The organism is Mycobacterium sp. TY814 (assembly GCF_030755175.1).
In the GTDB taxonomy this organism is placed as follows: domain Bacteria; phylum Actinomycetota; class Actinomycetes; order Mycobacteriales; family Mycobacteriaceae; genus Mycobacterium.
In genome coordinates, this window is record NZ_JAUFRY010000001.1 from 880,535 (window position 1) to 896,645 (window position 16,111).

General features: G+C 67.3%; 19 protein-coding genes. 3 read left to right on the forward strand and 16 right to left on the reverse strand.

The features are described 5' to 3' along the window. Positions 1-17: 17 nt before the first annotated feature. The 7 genes from dprA to QXH22_RS03610 all read right to left on the reverse strand — a co-directional run bounded on the left by dprA (position 18) and on the right by QXH22_RS03610 (position 7,291). On the reverse strand, positions 18-1,157 hold the full coding sequence (dprA, locus tag QXH22_RS03580; RefSeq protein ID WP_306274940.1) for a DNA-processing protein DprA: 1,140 nt from the start codon (positions 1,155-1,157) through the stop codon (positions 18-20). Beyond that, positions 1,154-2,665 carry a YifB family Mg chelatase-like AAA ATPase gene (locus QXH22_RS03585; protein ID WP_306241383.1) on the reverse strand — a complete coding sequence of 504 codons (1,512 nt, stop codon included), beginning with the start codon at positions 2,663-2,665 and terminating at the stop codon, positions 1,154-1,156. The genes dprA and QXH22_RS03585 overlap by 4 nt, the downstream gene beginning before the upstream one ends. Further along, the gene (locus QXH22_RS03590) at positions 2,665-3,042 is read right to left on the reverse strand and encodes a YraN family protein (RefSeq protein WP_306241384.1); all 378 of its coding nucleotides are present in this window, start codon (positions 3,040-3,042) and stop codon (positions 2,665-2,667) included. The genes QXH22_RS03585 and QXH22_RS03590 overlap by 1 nt, the downstream gene beginning before the upstream one ends. A gap of 121 nt (positions 3,043-3,163) precedes the next feature. After that, a complete protein-coding gene (locus QXH22_RS03595; protein WP_306274941.1) occupies positions 3,164-5,059 on the reverse strand; it encodes a serine/threonine-protein kinase in 1,896 nt (631 codons plus the stop codon). 76 nt (positions 5,060-5,135) lie between these two features. Continuing rightward, entirely contained in the window at positions 5,136-5,366 is a 231-nt protein-coding gene (locus QXH22_RS03600) for a deoxyribodipyrimidine photolyase (RefSeq protein ID WP_306241387.1), read from the reverse strand. A gap of 48 nt (positions 5,367-5,414) precedes the next feature. Next, positions 5,415-6,236, reverse strand: a complete 822-nt coding sequence (gene fdhD, locus QXH22_RS03605; RefSeq protein ID WP_306274942.1) for a formate dehydrogenase accessory sulfurtransferase FdhD — start codon at positions 6,234-6,236, stop codon at positions 5,415-5,417. Positions 6,237-6,298: 62 nt separating this feature from the next. Further along, positions 6,299-7,291, reverse strand: a complete 993-nt coding sequence (locus QXH22_RS03610; protein ID WP_306274943.1) for an NAD-dependent epimerase/dehydratase family protein — start codon at positions 7,289-7,291, stop codon at positions 6,299-6,301. 127 nt (positions 7,292-7,418) lie between these two features. On the opposite strand from QXH22_RS03610, the gene QXH22_RS03615 reads away from it, so the two are divergent. Further along, positions 7,419-8,774: a wax ester/triacylglycerol synthase family O-acyltransferase gene (locus QXH22_RS03615; protein WP_306274944.1), complete on the forward strand. Its 1,356-nt coding sequence runs from the start codon at positions 7,419-7,421 to the stop codon at positions 8,772-8,774. Positions 8,775-8,831: 57 nt separating this feature from the next. Further along, on the forward strand, positions 8,832-9,581 hold the full coding sequence (locus QXH22_RS03620) for a GAF and ANTAR domain-containing protein (protein ID WP_306241393.1): 750 nt from the start codon (positions 8,832-8,834) through the stop codon (positions 9,579-9,581). A gap of 4 nt (positions 9,582-9,585) precedes the next feature. Here QXH22_RS03620 and QXH22_RS03625 read toward each other — a convergent pair whose 3' ends face one another. Genes QXH22_RS03625 through rplS form a run of 4 tightly spaced genes read right to left on the reverse strand, consistent with a single transcriptional unit; the run spans position 9,586 to position 11,898 of the window. Further along, entirely contained in the window at positions 9,586-9,891 is a 306-nt protein-coding gene (locus QXH22_RS03625) for a DUF2469 domain-containing protein (protein WP_012393608.1), read from the reverse strand. Between the two features lie 43 nt (positions 9,892-9,934). Then, positions 9,935-10,642 carry a ribonuclease HII gene (locus QXH22_RS03630; protein ID WP_306274945.1) on the reverse strand — a complete coding sequence of 236 codons (708 nt, stop codon included), beginning with the start codon at positions 10,640-10,642 and terminating at the stop codon, positions 9,935-9,937. Between the two features lie 2 nt (positions 10,643-10,644). Further along, positions 10,645-11,499 carry a signal peptidase I gene (gene lepB, locus QXH22_RS03635; RefSeq protein WP_306241395.1) on the reverse strand — a complete coding sequence of 285 codons (855 nt, stop codon included), beginning with the start codon at positions 11,497-11,499 and terminating at the stop codon, positions 10,645-10,647. A gap of 57 nt (positions 11,500-11,556) precedes the next feature. After that, entirely contained in the window at positions 11,557-11,898 is a 342-nt protein-coding gene (rplS, locus tag QXH22_RS03640) for a 50S ribosomal protein L19 (RefSeq protein WP_044510756.1), read from the reverse strand. A gap of 378 nt (positions 11,899-12,276) precedes the next feature. Between rplS and QXH22_RS03645 the strand changes: the two genes are divergently transcribed. Beyond that, positions 12,277-13,230 (forward strand): hypothetical protein, encoded by a 954-nt coding sequence (locus QXH22_RS03645; protein ID WP_306241396.1) that lies wholly within the window; start codon positions 12,277-12,279, stop codon positions 13,228-13,230. 195 nt (positions 13,231-13,425) lie between these two features. On the opposite strand, the gene trmD is transcribed toward QXH22_RS03645, so the two are convergent. From trmD to QXH22_RS03670, 5 genes are all read right to left on the reverse strand, one after another. After that, complete coding sequence (gene trmD / locus QXH22_RS03650) at positions 13,426-14,112, reverse strand: tRNA (guanosine(37)-N1)-methyltransferase TrmD (RefSeq protein ID WP_306274946.1); 687 nt, start codon at positions 14,110-14,112, stop codon at positions 13,426-13,428. Beyond that, entirely contained in the window at positions 14,109-14,630 is a 522-nt protein-coding gene (gene rimM, locus QXH22_RS03655) for a ribosome maturation factor RimM (protein ID WP_306241398.1), read from the reverse strand. Before rimM ends, trmD begins: the two co-directional genes overlap by 4 nt. Before the next feature lie 10 nt (positions 14,631-14,640). Next, the gene (locus QXH22_RS03660) at positions 14,641-14,883 is read right to left on the reverse strand and encodes an RNA-binding protein (RefSeq protein ID WP_036354608.1); all 243 of its coding nucleotides are present in this window, start codon (positions 14,881-14,883) and stop codon (positions 14,641-14,643) included. A gap of 8 nt (positions 14,884-14,891) precedes the next feature. After that, the gene (rpsP, locus tag QXH22_RS03665) at positions 14,892-15,374 is read right to left on the reverse strand and encodes a 30S ribosomal protein S16 (protein ID WP_306241399.1); all 483 of its coding nucleotides are present in this window, start codon (positions 15,372-15,374) and stop codon (positions 14,892-14,894) included. Between the two features lie 276 nt (positions 15,375-15,650). Beyond that, positions 15,651-16,070 carry a nuclear transport factor 2 family protein gene (locus tag QXH22_RS03670; protein WP_306241400.1) on the reverse strand — a complete coding sequence of 140 codons (420 nt, stop codon included), beginning with the start codon at positions 16,068-16,070 and terminating at the stop codon, positions 15,651-15,653. Positions 16,071-16,111 lie beyond the last annotated feature (41 nt).

The window sequence follows — 16,111 nt, forward strand, 5'->3', positions numbered from 1 at the left end:
ATCTGACCCCACGTCGACTATACGAGTCGGCTCTGGCGACGCCGCTGACGCACAATCCGCCAGCACCCGTCGCGGCACTCGGCCAGACCCATGAGTTCCAGCAGTGCCAGCGGCCCCAGCACGAGTTCTGGCGCCAAGCCTGCGGCGACGGCGATCTCGTCGACCACGGACGCGCCCCGGCCGGGTAGCGCCTCATAGACGCGTCGCTCGGTCTCCCCCAGCTCGTCGAGGGCGGTGGCGGGCCGCGGCTCGTCGGGCGCCAGCTCACCGATGTGGCCGACCAACTCCACGACGTCCTCGTAGCGGGTGACCAGCTCCGCGCCGTTGCGCAGCAGCGCGTGACAACCCGCCGATGCCGACGACGTCACCGGCCCCGGTACCGCGGCCACGACGCGGCCCAGCGATCGCGCCCAGGCGGCGGTGTTCGCGGCCCCACTGCGCAGTCCCGCCTCCACCACCACCGCGGCGCCCGCCAGGGCGGCCACCAGCCGATTGCGGGTGAGAAAGCGGAACCGGGCCGGGCGTACCCCGGGCGGGTACTCGGTGCAGACCAGACCGTGTTGGGCGATGCGGTGCAGCAGCGCGGAATGACCGGCCGGGTACGGGATGTCCAGCCCGCTGGCCAGGACGGCGACGGTGATCCCGTCGGCGGCCAGGGCGGCGCGGTGAGCCGCCCCGTCGATGCCGTAGGCGGCGCCGGAGACTACGGCGATGTCGCGCTGCGCGAGCCCGGAGGCCAGTTCGCCGGCGATGTGTTCGCCGTAAGCCGTCGCGGCCCGGGTGCCGACCAGTGCGGCCGCACGCGCGGCCACGTCGTCCAGGCGCGCGGGACCCGCCGCCCACAACACCATCGGCATGGTGTTCCTGGACCGGGCGCCGTCGAACGCGGCAAAGGCGAGCACCGGCCACTCGTCGTCATCCGGCGTCACCAGTCGGCCGCCACGGCGGTGAATCACCTCGAGATCCGTTGCAGTCCGGTCGATCTCGCGGCGCGCCGCGGTGAGCCGGACGAGGTTGTCATCGACCAAGCCGCGCCGGACCCGCTCGGCCGCCTCTTGCGGCCCGACACTGGCCACCAGGGCCGCGAGTTCCGCGCAGGGCGGTTCGGCGACCCGCGACAGGTATGCCCAGGCGCGCATCGTGGAGCTGTCGCTCATCGCAGCGCCCCCGCCTGCCGGAAACTCAGTGCGGTCGCGACCTCGGACAGACCGGGCGAGGTACGGCCGGCCAGATCGGCCAGGCTCCACGCGACGCGCAGCGTGCGGTCCACGCCGCGGATACTGAGCAGGCCGTCGTCCAGCGCCTTGCCCAGCGGCTCCATCGCGGTGCTGCTGGGCCGGAATTTGCGCCGCAGCAACGGTCCGGTGACTTCGGCGTTGGTGCGGAAACCGTGGGAACGCCACCGCTCGGCAGCCGCTTCCCGCGCCGCCGTCACCCGCTGGCGCACCTGCGCCGTCGATTCCCCGGCGGCCACCCCGAACGCGCCCGCCCGGACCGGATTCATCTGCACTCGCAGATCCACCCGGTCCAGCAGCGGGCCGGACAGCTTGCCCAGATACCGGCGCTTGACCGCTGCGGCGCAGATGCAGTCCTGCGGGTCGGCCGGTGCGCACGGGCAGGGGTTGGCGGCCAGCACCAATTGGAACCGCGCCGGGTAACAGGCCACCCCGTCGCGCCGCGCCAGCCGAATTTCGCCGTCTTCCAACGGTGTTCGCAACGCTTCCAATACGCTGACGCTGATTTCCGCGCATTCGTCGAGGAACAGGACGCCGCGGTGCGCGCGGCTGACCGCTCCCGGGCGGGCCATTCCCGAGCCGCCGCCGACAAGCGCTGCGACGGTGGAATTGTGGTGAGGCGCGACAAACGGGGGCCGCCTGAGCAGCGGTGTATCGGCGGACAACAGTCCGGCGACCGAATGGATCGCGGTCACCTCCAGCGATTCGCTGTCCGACAGCGGTGGCAACAGGCCCGGAAGCCGTTGTGCGAGCATCGTTTTGCCTACGCCGGGCGGTCCGGTCAGCATCAGGTGATGGGCTCCGGCGGCGGCCACCTCGACAGCGAACCGGGCCTGCGACTGGCCCACCACATCGGCGAGATCAGCGGGCGGCTCCTCGAGGGGGGCCGACGCGACGATCCGTTGATCCAGGGCGGCCGTTCCGCCGAGCCAGCCCTGCAGCTGCCGCAGCGTGCGCACCCCCCAGACATCGATGCCGTCGACCAGGCTCGCCTCGGCCAGGTTGTCGGCCGGGACGACGACCGACGGCCAGCCGTCCCGCTTGGCGGCGAGCACGGCCGGCAGCACCCCGCGCACCGCCCGCACCCGCCCGTCCAGCGACAACTCTCCCAGCAGCACCGTCTTCGCCAGCCGATCCCAGGACGTCTTCCGTTGCGCCGACAGCACCGCCGCAGCAAGGGCAATGTCGTAGACCGACCCCATCTTCGGCAACGTGGCAGGTGACAGTGCCAGCGTCAGCCGCACCATCGGCCATTCGTTGCCGGAGTTGTTGACCGCCGCACGCACCCGGTTGCGCGACTCCTGCAATGCCGCGTCCGGCAGACCCACCAGATACACACCGGGCAACCCCGAGGCGATGTCTGCTTCGATCTCCACGATCTGCCCGTCGAGCCCTTGAACGGCAACAGAGAACGCATGTCCCAGTGCCATCAGCCGATGCCTTGCACGTGAGTGAGCTCCGGTACCGGCTGCCGACCGACCCGCACCCCGATCACGTCGATGCGGATCGCGGCCCAGCGTTGATCTTGTCCGGCGAGCCACAGGGCGGCCAGGCGGCGCAACCGCCGCACTTTGGCTTCGGTCACCGCCTCGGCCAGCCCGCCGTAACCGTCCCCGGTGCGGGTCTTGACCTCAACGAAAACTATTGTGCTGCAGGTTTTCTCATAAGCGATGAGATCAAGTTCGCCGTAGCGGCAGCGCCAGTTGCGGCCCAGAATCTCAAGCCCGTGGCGGGTCAGATGGTCGACGGCCAGCTGTTCGCCCCAAGCCCCGAGCTGAGCTCTCGTCATCGATCTGTGGGTCGTCATGCCGCACAAGGTGCCCGCGGGTGCCGACATCGGCGGCCCGCAACCGGGGCCTCAATGCGCCGGAACCAGGGTTCCATCCCCAGTTACCCACTTATTCACAGGATCTGCGACGCAATGCCTTTCAGTCACCGATCCTGACGTACTTATCCTCGTAGTCGTTGTTGGCCGCACATGCCGAACCTGAGATTTCCTGGTGGCCGCGCCCGGTCAGCTGCCCGATCGGATCCTGAGGTGGCTGAGGCATCGGAAAGTCGACCGTATTTCGCACCGTGGACGTCCCGCCCTTGGCGCACGATCGGGAAAAGCTGTTGTTCTGACGCCAGCTTCCGTTAAAGAAGACCAATGGGGTAACGACGTCCGGGGCGAAAAATACCGTCATGCAGCGCGTCGCATCGCGCAGGCAGTCGGTGACTGATGTGAGGTCGTACTCGTAGGTCTTCGTCTTGAAGGACAACGTCTCGTGATAGCGGCCGCGGGCTCCCGCTGCCCGCGACGCCACCCGCGGCGCAACAGCGGTGGGATCATCGACTCCGTCGGCCTGGCCGACATCTCCGGTCCGTCTCACCGTCACCGTTCTCGTGCTCGAACAACCCTCGGCATCTTCGGCCCTTGCTTCACCGAAGAGCGAGCCGTCCGGCCGGGGTCGCAGCGAGATCGCGCGGAACTGCTCGACATCCTGGTCATGACATTTCCAGCGTGCGGTGTATACCGAAATCCAGACGCCGCCGATGTCGTCGAACACCAAGTCGGAAGCCGGCTTGTCCGACGTCGCACGACTCACCGCCGTGGCCACGCAACCCCGTGCGGCACATTGCGACCGCACCGCCCACTGCCGCTTGGTTGGCGACGAGTCTGTTATCGGCTTGCCACCCAATGTGGTTTCGGGTCCGTAGTCAACCGTGAAAACACCGGTGAACGGACCGGTGTTGGCGAGTGCGGCGGGCGGTTTGGAGACCGGTTTGCGGGGCTCCGGCCAGACGAGGAAGGCGACCACGGTTCCGATGACGACGAGCACCGCCGTGAGTCCCGCCGCGGCCATCTTGGCCGGGAATTTCTTGCGCCCCCTGGCATCCGGTGTGGCCGGCGGGTGCGGTGCGGCGAGGGTCGGATCAGTCGCCGACGGCCGGCGATCCGCAACCTGCGTTTCGTCATCTGAAACGGAAGGCGCTGCGCGAGAAGCCATGTCGACCTTCTGCACGCCGACCGGATCCGTCAGTGCCGCCCGGGCGGCCGCCGCCAGCTCCGTCACCGCCGCATAGCGGTCATCCGGATTCTTCGCCATCCCGGTGGCGATGACCTCGTCCAGTGCGGCCGGCAATTCGCCGCGGAGAACCGACGGCCGGGGCGGCGGCAAACCGAGATGACCGCCGATCTGTTGTTCGATGCTCTTGCCGGGGAACGGTTGGCTGCCGGTCAGGCATTCGTGCAGGACGCAGGCGAGGGCGTAGGTGTCGGCTCGCGCATCGGACTGCCCACTGGTCACCCGTTCGGGGGCCAGGTACGCCCAGGTGCCGATCACGTTGCCGGTGCCCGTCATCTGCGTCTCCCCGGCCGCGCGGGCGATGCCGAAATCGATCAGATACGCGAAGTCGTTTTCTGCGACCAGGATGTTGGACGGTTTGACGTCGCGGTGCACCAGGCCGACCCGGTGCGCGGCGCGCAGGGCCGAGGCCACCTGTTCGACGATGCCGATGGCACGGGACGGCTCCAGCGGGCCATCGGCGAGGACGGTTTGCAGGTCGCGCCCCTCAATCAGGCGCATGTCAACGTAGAGGCGACCCTCGATCTCCCCGAAGTGGTGGATGGGCACCACATGCGGGTCGGTGAGACCGGCGGCGGCCAGGGCCTCCCGGCGGAAACGCTGCTCGAACATGGGGTCACTGGCCAGATTGGCCGGCAGCACCTTGACCGCGACCACCCGCTGCGTCTCGGTGTCGAACGCGCGCCACACCTCGCCCATGCCACCCCGGCCAATCAATTCGATCAGCCGGTAACGGCCAAAGGGTGTCCCCTCCACGGCGCCTCCCCAGCGGACTGTCGCTTCAAGTCAGCAACAGATTAGACGGAAGGCAGCGCCAGTGCTGGGCAGTCGATCAGGTCTTCTTGCTGGGGATGATGATGACCACGATCAGCGTGAAGATGCTGAAGAACAGCCCGAGGATGCCCCAGAACAGAGCGCTGCGGCCCTTCATCGACGCGACCAGGGCGCAGATGACGGCCGCGATGACGCTGCCTATCGCGACGAAGATCCCTTTGATACCGCGCAGGATGAATCCCGCTGCCTCGGGATTGCTCTGCGCGGCTAACACCATTTCATGCAGCACGGCCGTCTCCTCACGTCTGTGATTCCGAGCGGCTACCCGCGCCGGGGGTCACTCAACCCGGTCCGCCCGGCTGTAGACGTTCATCGAGTCCTCCCGCAGGAAAGCCACCAGCGTGATCCCGGATTCCTCGGCCAACGCGACGGCCAGCGACGACGGCGCGGACACGGCGGCCAGCACCGGGATGCCGGCCATCAGCGCCTTCTGCGTCAACTCGAACGACGCCCGCCCGCTGACCAGCAACACCGATCCGGCCAGCGGCACCCGCCCGTGCTCCAGCGCCCAGCCGACGACCTTGTCGACCGCGTTGTGCCGGCCGATGTCCTCCCGCACCGCGAGCATGGTGCCGTCCACCCCGAACAGGGCCGCCGCGTGCAAGCCGCCGGTGGCGGCGAAGACCTTCTGCCCGCCGCGAAGCTGGTCCGGCATCGCCCGCAACGCGGCCGCGGAGACGGTTGCCGGGTCGTCTCCGGGCGCATGCCGGCTGATCAGTCGCACCGCCTCCAGCGAGGCCTTTCCGCAGACCCCGCACGACGAGGTGGTGTAGAAGTTGCGCGTCACGTCCAGGCTCGGCGGTTGGACACCGGGCGCCAACGTCACGTCGAGCACGTTGTAGCTGTTGGCGCCGTCGTCGTCGCGGCCGTCGCAATAGCGGATGGTCTGCACGTCTGCGCGCTGCGCGATGATCCCCTCGGTGAGCAGAAATCCTTGCGCCAGTTCGAAATCCGACCCCGGGGTGCGCATGGTCACGGTGCTCGGCGTCCCGTTGAGGCGGATCTCCAGCGGCTCCTCGACGGCCAGAGTCTCCTGACGGGTCGTCGCCTGGCCGGCGGCCAGATGCCGGACCCGCCGGCGCGCGGTCAGGTGCCGCACAGGGTCTTCCCCGCCGACCTCGCAGTCTGCGCTGTCACGGCCTCAACGTACCCCGGGCGGCCTCACACCGCTGAGGCCAGCGACTCGAGCGCCTCCGCCGACGTGTGCGTCGGATGCCAGCCGAGTTCGCGTTGGGCCCGGGTGGTGTCCATGACCACCGACGCGCGCGCCACATGCAGCCACTCCATCAGCGAGGGCACGAACGGCAGATGCGAGATCGCGGCCGATGCGGCCGACGCCGCCACGGCAGGCACGCGTACCGGTCGGCCACCCAGGGCCCGGGCGACATCGCTGATCGTCACAACCCCGTTGCCGGCGATGTTGTAAGCCCCCGGCGGGGCCGGGGCGACGGCCGCCAGGGCAATCGCGGCGGCGACGTCGTCGTGGTGCACCAGCTGCAGCGGCACTCCCGGATCAGGGATCACCGGCTTGAGTTTCTGCAGCACCTTGGACACCGCGCGCATCGGAGCGGGCAGCTGGTTCCACGGCATCGCGTCGGCCAGCGCGGGCGCCTCGGGACCCGCGACGATGCACGGCCGCAGCACGAACACATCCAGCGGCGAGTCCGCGGTGATTTCGGCCAGCACCGCTTCGCAGGCCGACTTCTGCGCCGAGTAGTAGTGCTCGGCCGAACCACGGGTCGGAACGTCCTCGGTCAGCGGCACCGGGTTGTCCGAGTGGTAGCCGTAGGCGGCCACCGATGAGGTGTAGACCAGACGGCGTGGCTGTCCGGATGCCTTCTGCGCTTCGACGGTCGCCTCGAACACGTTGCGGGTGCCCTGCAGGTTGACCCGTTCGCTCTCCTCGCGCGAGCCCATCACGATGAACGCCAGGTGGACCACCACGTCGGCGTCGGCGACCAGGGCGTCGACCGCCTCACGATCGAGGATGTCGCCCTGCACGTACGTCGTCTTGGTCCAGCCGCGCGTCAGCGGATCGAACGGCCGGCGCGCCAGCCCGAGGATCTTGGTGATAGCCGGTTCGCGCTCCAAAGCCGTGACAGCCGAAATGCCGATCTCCCCGGTCGGACCGGTCACGGCGACAGTAAGTCCCACTTGAACGAAGCTTCCCATCGCCGGCTCTGGCCAAACGCAAAAAGTCGTAGCTCACAGATGTGTGCGAACTGCGGCAGATGGTTATTCATAGCGCGTTCACATCGGGCCTCCCGGCGAAAGAGGAACCATGCAGCTGATAGCACCGGCCGACTCCATGTTCCTGGTCGGCGAATCTCGCGAACACCCCATGCACGTCGGCGCGCTGCAGCTGTTCAAGCCGCCGGAAGGTGCCGACGACGATTTCGTGACCGAGGCCTACGAGTCGATGCTGCGGTGCACTGACGTCCAACCCACCTTCAACAAGCACCCGGCGTTCTTCGGTCCGGTCACCAACCTTGCGTGGTCGCATCAACGCGAGGTCGAGCTCGACTACCACTTCCGTCGCTCCGCGCTGCCACGCCCGGGACGGGTCCGCGAACTGCTCGAGTTGGCCTCCCGGCTGCACGGCAGCCTGCTGGACCGCCACCGTCCGCTGTGGGAAGCGCACCTGGTGGAGGGCCTCAACGACGGGCGCTACGCGGTATACACCAAGTTCCACCACTCGCTGATGGACGGAGTGTCCGCGCTGCGGTTGATGCAGCGCGCCTTCACCGACGACCCCGAAGATGACGAAGTGCGGGTGCCATGGGAGCTGAAGCCCCGGCAGCGGGCCGGCGGCCACAAATCTTCGCCGCTGGACACGCTGACCGACACCGTGCGCTCGACCGCCGCTCTGGCGCCGTCGACACTGTCCCTGGCCCGTGCGGCGTTGCTGGAGCAGCAACTGACCTTCCCGTTCCGGGCACCGAAGACCATGTTCAACGTGAGGATCGGCGGCGCCAGGCGCATTGCCGCCCAGTCCTGGCCGTTGGAACGGATATTCGCGGTGAAGGACGCCGCGAATGCCTCCTTCAACGACGTCGTGCTGGCCATGTCCGCCGGGGCGCTGCGGACCTATCTGATCGAGCAGAACGCTCTCCCGGACACCCCGCTGATCGCGATGGTGCCGGTGAGCCTGCGCAAGGAAGGTGAGGCCGAGAGCGGCGGGAACTCGGTGGGCACCGTGCTGTGCAACCTCAACACCCACATCGAAGACGCGGGAAAGCGCATCCAGGGCATCAGCTCGTCGATGAGCGAGCAGAAAGAGGTGTTCAACCAGCTGCCCAAGGTTCAGCAACTCGCCCTGTCGGCCTTCATGACCGGCGGGCTGTTCCTCGGACTCATTCCCGGGTTCATCCGGACCGCCCCGCCACCGTTCAACATCGTGATCTCCAACGTGCCCGGCTCCAAGGAGCCGCTGTACTGGCGGGGAGCTCAAATGGTGGGCAACTACCCGTTGTCGATAACCTTGGACGGTCAAGCGATGAACATCACGGTGACCAACAACGCCGAGAATCTGGACTTCGGGCTCGTCGGCGCCAGAGGCAGTGTGCCGCACCTGCAACGCATGCTGAGTCACCTGGAGACATCTCTGAAAGATCTCGAACGCGCCGTCGGCGTGTGAGGCCGTGCGCGGCCCCGCTACTCTACGGCCATAGCAGCGCCGAAGGGAGGAAGCGACGTGGCCGACGAAACCACCGCCGCGAGTGCAGCACCTGGTGCACTCACGGCTGACCCGGGAACGGTTTTCGCCGCCCTCGCCGAGATCATCTATCAGGGTTCAGATGCGACCCAGATGTATGCCGCGATCTGCGTGGCAGCCACCCTGGTGGTCCCGGGTTGTGACCACGCCAGCCTGTTGGTCAAGCGGGACGATCGCTATGTGACGGTGGGCGCCAGTTCGCGCCTGGCCCACCGCATCGACGATCTCGAACGCCGTTCCGGCGACGGTCCGTGCATCGATGCGATCGAGGAAGAGACGCCGCAGATCGAACCCGACCTGACCAAGCCGAACCAGTGGCCGCACTTCGCCGCCCGGCTCATCGAGGAGACGCCGGTGCGCGGCGCGATGGGTTTTCGGCTCCTGATCGACAAGCGCAAAGGCGCGGCGCTGAACCTGTTCAGCGAGACTCCCAACAAGTTCGACTCGGAGGCCGCGGGCCGTGCCGCGGTGCTGGCGTCCTTCGCCAGCGTCGCGATTAACGCCATCGCGCACGGCGAGGACGCCACCAGCCTGCGCCGGGGGCTGCTGAGCAACCGGGAGATCGGCAAAGCGGTCGGCATGCTGATGATGCTGCACGACATGAACGAGGACGACGCCTTCGATCTGTTGCGGCGCCACTCGCAGAGCCTCAACATCAAACTCGCCGACGTGGCGCGCAAGGTCATCGAGTCCCGCGGCAATCTGCCGGACTCGGAGGAGGACGCCTGAGCTGCTATTCAGGCAGCCGCAGCTCGGGCTTCTCGACCTCTTCGATGTTGACGTCCTTGAACGTCACCACCCGCACCTGCTTGACGAAACGAGCCGGGCGGTACATGTCCCACACCCACGCGTCGGCCAGGCGCAGTTCGAAATAGACCTCGCCGTCGGCGTTGCGCGGCACCATCTCCACGCTGTTGGCGAGATAGAAGCGGCGCTCGGTTTCCACGACGTAGCTGAACTGACCGACGATGTCCTTGTATTCGCGGTACAGCGAGAGCTCCATCTCGGTTTCGTACTTTTCGAGATCCTCGGCACTCATCAGTTCAGACGTCCTTCTCCCGGAGCTGCTGCCCCATCTTCTCTCAACAGAAATCGTCGCCATCGCTCGGGCACTCTGCGATGAACTCGGCCGTGCCGCCCGTCGCGACCCGGCGCACGTTGATGAACGAATACCGGTGTTGCGGGCACGGACCGAGCTCTGCGAGCGCGCGACTGTGGGCCGGCGTGCTGTATCCCTTGTGGTCGGCGAAACCGTAGCCGGGATGGTCGGCATCCATGGCGACCATCAGCCTGTCCCGGCTGACCTTGGCCAGCACGCTGGCCGCGGCGATGCAGGCGGCCGCCGCGTCGCCGCCGATCACCGGCAGGGACGGGACCGACAACCCGGGCACCCGGAAGCCGTCGCTGAGCACGTATCCCGGCCGCACCGACAAGCCGGCCACCGCGCGCCGCATGCCTTCTATGTTGGCCACGTGCACACCGCGGCGGTCCACCTCGGTCGAGGGAATGAACACCACGTGATAGGCCAGTGCATAACGACGGATGAGCGGAAACAGCTTCTCCCGGGCCTTCTCGGTCAACTTCTTCGAATCATCAAGTGCCGCAAGGCTTTCCAGCCGTCCCGAACCGAGCACGCAAGCGGCCACCACCAGCGGGCCGGCACACGCGCCGCGACCGACTTCGTCCACCCCGGCGACCGGGCCCAGACCGCTGCGGTACAGCGCGGATTCCAGCGTGCGTAGACCGGCAGACTTGCGGATCACCGTCCGCGGTGGCCAGGTGGTGGCCATGGTCACTGACCCTGCTGAGGGTCAATCGAACTCACACCACCCCATCGCTTGGGCGGCCACACGATGAACCGGGCCTTGCCGATGACGTTGGCGACCGGCACGGTGCCTGCCGTGGGGTCACCCGTGCACTGCATCGGGCAGTGGGCGCGGGAATCCGCCGAGTGCGTGCGGTTGTCCCCCATCACCCACAACCGCCCCTCCGGCACGGTGACGGGCCCGAACTCGCTGCCTAGGCACGGGTAGACCGACGGGTCGGCCATCATCGTGCTCGGGTCCAGGTACGGCTCCTTCAACGGCTTGCCGTTGACCGTCAGCCCGGTGTCCGCGCGACACTGCACCGTCTGCCCGCCGACTGCGATCACCCGCTTCACCAGGTCGTTTTCGTCGGGCGGCACGAAACCGATGAAGGACAGCGCATTCTGGACCCAGCGCACCAGGGTGTTGGGTGAGCGGATCGACTTGTAGCCGACGTTCCACGACGGCGGACCTTTGAAGACGATGACGTCGCCCGGTTTCGGCGAGCTGAACCGGTAGGTCAGCTTGTCGACCATGATGCGGTCACCGACACATGTGGAGCACCCGTGCAGGGTGGGCTCCATCGACTCCGAAGGAATCAGGTAGGGACGCGCCACGAAGGTCAGCATCACGTAGTAGAGCACGATCGCGACGACCGCGAGTGTGGTCAGTTCCCGCAGCGTCGAGCGCTTCTCGGGTTTGTCCTTCTTCCGCTTTCCCTTGGGATCGGCGACGGCCTCGCCCTCCGGATCGGTCTCCGGCGCAGCCGACTCCGGCTTGGCGGTGTCCGGCCGGCGCTCCGAGGGCGAGTCCTCCGGAGAAGAATCCTCAGTGTCAGTCACGAGATCAGGGTAGCCAGCACGAGGCGTGGGGCTGTGGACGCCGGGTCGCGTCCGCGGTCAGCGCTTTTCCTTGATCTTGGCCTTCTTGCCGCGGAGCTCACGCAGGTAGTACAGCTTGGCGCGGCGGACGTCGCCACGAGTCACCACCTCGATGTGGTCGATGTTCGGCGAGTGGACCGGGAAGGTCCGCTCGACGCCAACGCCGTAGCTCTCCTTGCGCACCGTGAACGTCTCGCGGATGCCACCACCCTGGCGACGGATCACGACGCCCTTGAAGACCTGGATGCGCTCTTTGGCGCCCTCGATCACCTTGACGTGAACGTTGATGGTGTCGCCCGGGTTGAACGCGGGGATGTCGTCGCGCAGCGACGCCTGGTCGACGAAGTCCAGCCTGTTCATTGGAAAGACACTTCCTCGGGGTTCGCGACTTGGCCGACCGCACGCAGGCATGCGACGGTCACCAAGCCGATGGTTAGGGCTTCTTGGGTGTATCCCCCAGCAGGCGGTAGGCACCGGGCCCGCCGACAACCGCTGAACGACAACTGGCCAATTGTGCCAGACGGGGCGCATGCAGTGAAAATCACAGGAAACTGTAGTGGTTCGCGACCGCCCTAAACCGCCTGCAAGTGGTACATATAGCTGGGGTCGAACCGCGCGGATCCAAACCCTTCCCAGGACCCGCTAAAGCCGGATACCCGGCGCAGATGGCACGGAATTGCGCAGCGGCCGCCCCGCACGGATGCCTTGAAGAAGCCCGAGGATGCCGAAGGAGTGCCCATGCGAGCCCGGCCGCTGACGTTGCTTTCCGCCGTAGCGGCGGCTGCGTTGGTGGTGGTGGCCGGGTGCGAGGCCACGGTCCACGCGAAAACGTTCAACTCCACCGATCAGACGGCGACCCAGCAGCAGGCCCAGCCGCAGCAGCAGCTGGTCGAGCTGTTGCTGCGGGCCATCACCCCCACCGCACAGCCGATGGCGCTGCCGAGTCTCACGCCGAGCGGGCTGGCCGGCGTGCAGGCGCGCATCCAGCAGGCCACCGACCAGGCTGCGGCCAGCGGCGCCACCCTAGCGGTGGCCATCCTTGACCGCGCGACCCACCAGCTGGTCTCCAACGGCAACACCCAGATCATCGCCACGGCGTCGGTGGCCAAACTGTTCATCGCCGATGACCTGCTGCTGCGAGAGTCCGAGGGCAGGTCGGTGCTCTCCCCCGAGGACCGCCAGTCACTGGATGTGATGCTGCAGTCGTCCGACGACGGGGCGGCCGAGCGTTTCTGGGGCCAGGACGGCGGCGACGCGATCATTACCCAGGTGGCGAGCCGGTACGGCCTGACCTCGACGGCGCCGCCCAGCGACGGGCGGTGGTGGAACACCATCAGTTCGGCGCCCGACCTGATCCGCTATTACGAAATGCTGCTCGACGGCTCGGGTGGGCTGCCCATGGAGCGCGCCAAGCTGATCGTCAACGACCTGGCCAAGTCGACCCCGACGGGCATCGACGGCTATCCCCAGCGCTTCGGGATCCCCGACGGTCTCTATGCGGAACCCGTCGCGGTCAAACAGGGCTGGATGTGCTGCATCGGCGCCGACTGGATGCATCTGTCGACCGGCGTGATCGGCAAAGACCGCCGCTACATCATGGTGATCGAGTCGCTGCAGCCCTCAGATGACGCGACTGCGCGCGACACCATCACCCAAGCGGTCAAGACGATCTTCCCCAACGGCCGCATCTAGCGCGTCACCGAGCCTGCAAAATTGCAGGCCGCCACTCGCACTTTCGCTGCGGATTTACAGGGTGGATGAGTGCGCCCGGGTGCGGGGGGTAGAGCGTCACCGAGCCTGCAAAATTGCAGGCCGCCACTCGCACTTTCGCTGCGGATTTACAGGGTGGATGAGTGCGCCCGGGTGTAGGGGGGGTGGACGCCTAAATCAGTCCAGCAGCTCCGGCCGGCGTTCCCGCGTCCGCTGCAGTGACACCTCGCGGCGCCAGGCGGCGATCCGCGCATGGTCACCCGACAGCAGAATCTCCGGGACGTCCAGGCCGCGCCAGCTCGGCGGGCGCGTATAACTGGGACCTTCGAGCAGGCGGTCCAGGCCCGGCGAATGCGAATCATGTTGAGCCGACGCAGGATTACCCAGCACACCGGTCATCAGTCGCAGCACGGCCTCGATCATCACCAGTGCCGCCGACTCGCCGCCGGGCAGCACGTAATCGCCGATCGACACCTCTTCCACGCGCATCCGGCGCGCGGAGTCCTCGACCACCCGCTGGTCGATGCCCTCGTAGCGCCCACAGGCGAAGACCAGATGCCGCTCCGAACTCCACCGCTGCGCGGTGGACTGGTCGAAGAGCACCCCGGCGGGACTGGGAACGACCAGAAGCGTGTCGTCCGAACAGATTTCGTCCAGCGCCTCACCCCATACCGGCGCCTTCATGACCATGCCCGGTCCCCCGCCGTAGGGCGAGTCATCCACCGAATGGTGCACGTCGTAGGTCCACCGCCGCAGATCGTGCACCTGCAGGTCGACGAGACCCGATGCAATAGCCTTGCCGGGCAGCGATTCCCGCAGCGGCTCGAGGTACGCCGGGAAGATTGTGACGACGTCGATTCTCATTCCAGATCCAGCAGACCGTCCGGCGGTTCGATCTCGAGGGTGCCGTCGTCCAGCGACACCGACGTCACGATCGCGCTGACGAACGGCACCAGCAGTTCACCGGATTCGCTTTTGACGGCGAGCAATTCGCCGCCTGCGGTATGCAGGACCTCCGCGACCACGCCGATCTCCTGACCCGCTGCGGTGCGGACCCGGAGTCCCTCCAGCTGGTGGTCGTAGTAGGTGTCCGGCTCGTCGATCGGTGGCAACTCGTCGGAGTCGATGACGAACAGGCAGCCGCGCATCGCGTCGGCGGTGTCACGGTCGGCGACCCCGGCCAGGCGCACCAGCAGCCGGGCGCCGTGCGGGCGCGCCTTTTCGACGACGTAGCTGCGGGCCGGACCCGGATCGCGGGGCTTCTTGGCGCGCAGGGTGGCACCCGGCGCGAACCGGACGTCGGGATCGTCGGTGCGAACGTCGACGACGAGTTCGCCGGTGATGCCGTGCGCCTTGGCCACGCGCCCGACGATCAGCTCCATGTGAGCGCTGCTATTGGTCGGTGTCCACCACGTCGACGCGGATTCCGCGGCCGCCGATACCGGCGACCAGGGTGCGCAGCGCGGTGGCGGTACGTCCGCCCCGGCCGATCACCTTGCCCAGGTCGTCAGGGTGGACGTGGACCTCGACGGTGCGCCCGCGACGGCTGGTCACCAGGTCGACCCGGACGTCGTCAGGATTGTCGACGATGCCACGGACCAGGTGTTCGACGGCGTCGACCACGACGGTGCTCATGGCGCCGGTCAGCTTTCGGTGGCTTCGGACTGCTCGCCGGCTTCGGCCGGTGCCTCCGCCGCGGCGTCGGCGGGCGTCTCGTCGCCCTTGGCGGCCTTCTTCGGCGCGGACTTCTTCTTCGGCTTGGTGGCCTCGGTGGTGGGTCCGCCGTCGGCGGCCGCCAGCGCGGCGTTGAAGAGCTCGAGCTTGCTGGGCTTGGCCGGCTTGACCTTCAGACGGCCCTCGGCACCGGGCAGGCCCTTGAACTTCTGCCAGTCACCGGTGATCTTCAGCAGCTTGAGGACGGGCTCGGTGGGCTGGGCGCCGACGCCGAGCCAGTACTGCGCGCGCTCGGAGTCGATCTCGATCAGGCTCGGCTCTTCCTTCGGGTGGTAGCGGCCGATGACCTCGATGGAACGACCGTCGCGACGGGTGCGCGCGTCGGCAACCGCGATGCGGTACTGGGGATTGCGGATCTTGCCAAGCCGGGTGAGTTTGATCTTCACAGCCATGGTTAAGCGACTCTCCTGTGGTGTCACGCTGCAATTCAGCGACGGGGGCGGGATGCCCGGGTCCGGTTTTGCCTCGCGTGTGTGACCACCCGGCGATCGTGATCGCGGGGCGGACAGCGGCCAATTGTGCCAGAACGGGGTCCCCGGGCGTTAATTGGCGTGGCGACCGCAAGAGCGGGCGCTGCGCCGCGCCGCGCCGCGCTCAGATTGCCGTCATGGTCGTGTCCGGGGGCCGTGGCACGACCCTGACGGCAATCTCGGCGACAGTGCACCCAGCTACATGACCTTCTGGAACGTCTTGGTCTCGACACGGCGGGTCATCCGCCAGCCCTCGGCCGTCCGCACGAACTCGTCGTCGTACCAGAGCCCGCAGAACAGGATCTGCTCCTTGTCGCCGCCGAGCACCATCGGGTTGAAGCAGATCACCCGCGACGAAGCCGTGTCGCCGTCGATGCGAACCGAGAAGTTTCCCAGCATGTGCGAGTACACCGGGAAGTTCGGCAACACCTCCGACAGCCACTTCTTCACCTCGGGGTACTCGCCGGCGATCCCGCCCAGGGCGGTGTAGTCGATGTGCGCGTCGGGGGTGAAAACCTTGTCCAGGTCGTCGAATCGGCGCTGGTCGATCGCCGTGGAGTAGTCGACGAGAAGCTGCTGGATCTCCAGCCGATCGGATATCTCTTCCAGGCTCAACATGTCTCGATTCAACACCGCGGTCCCGAACGATAAAATGTGCC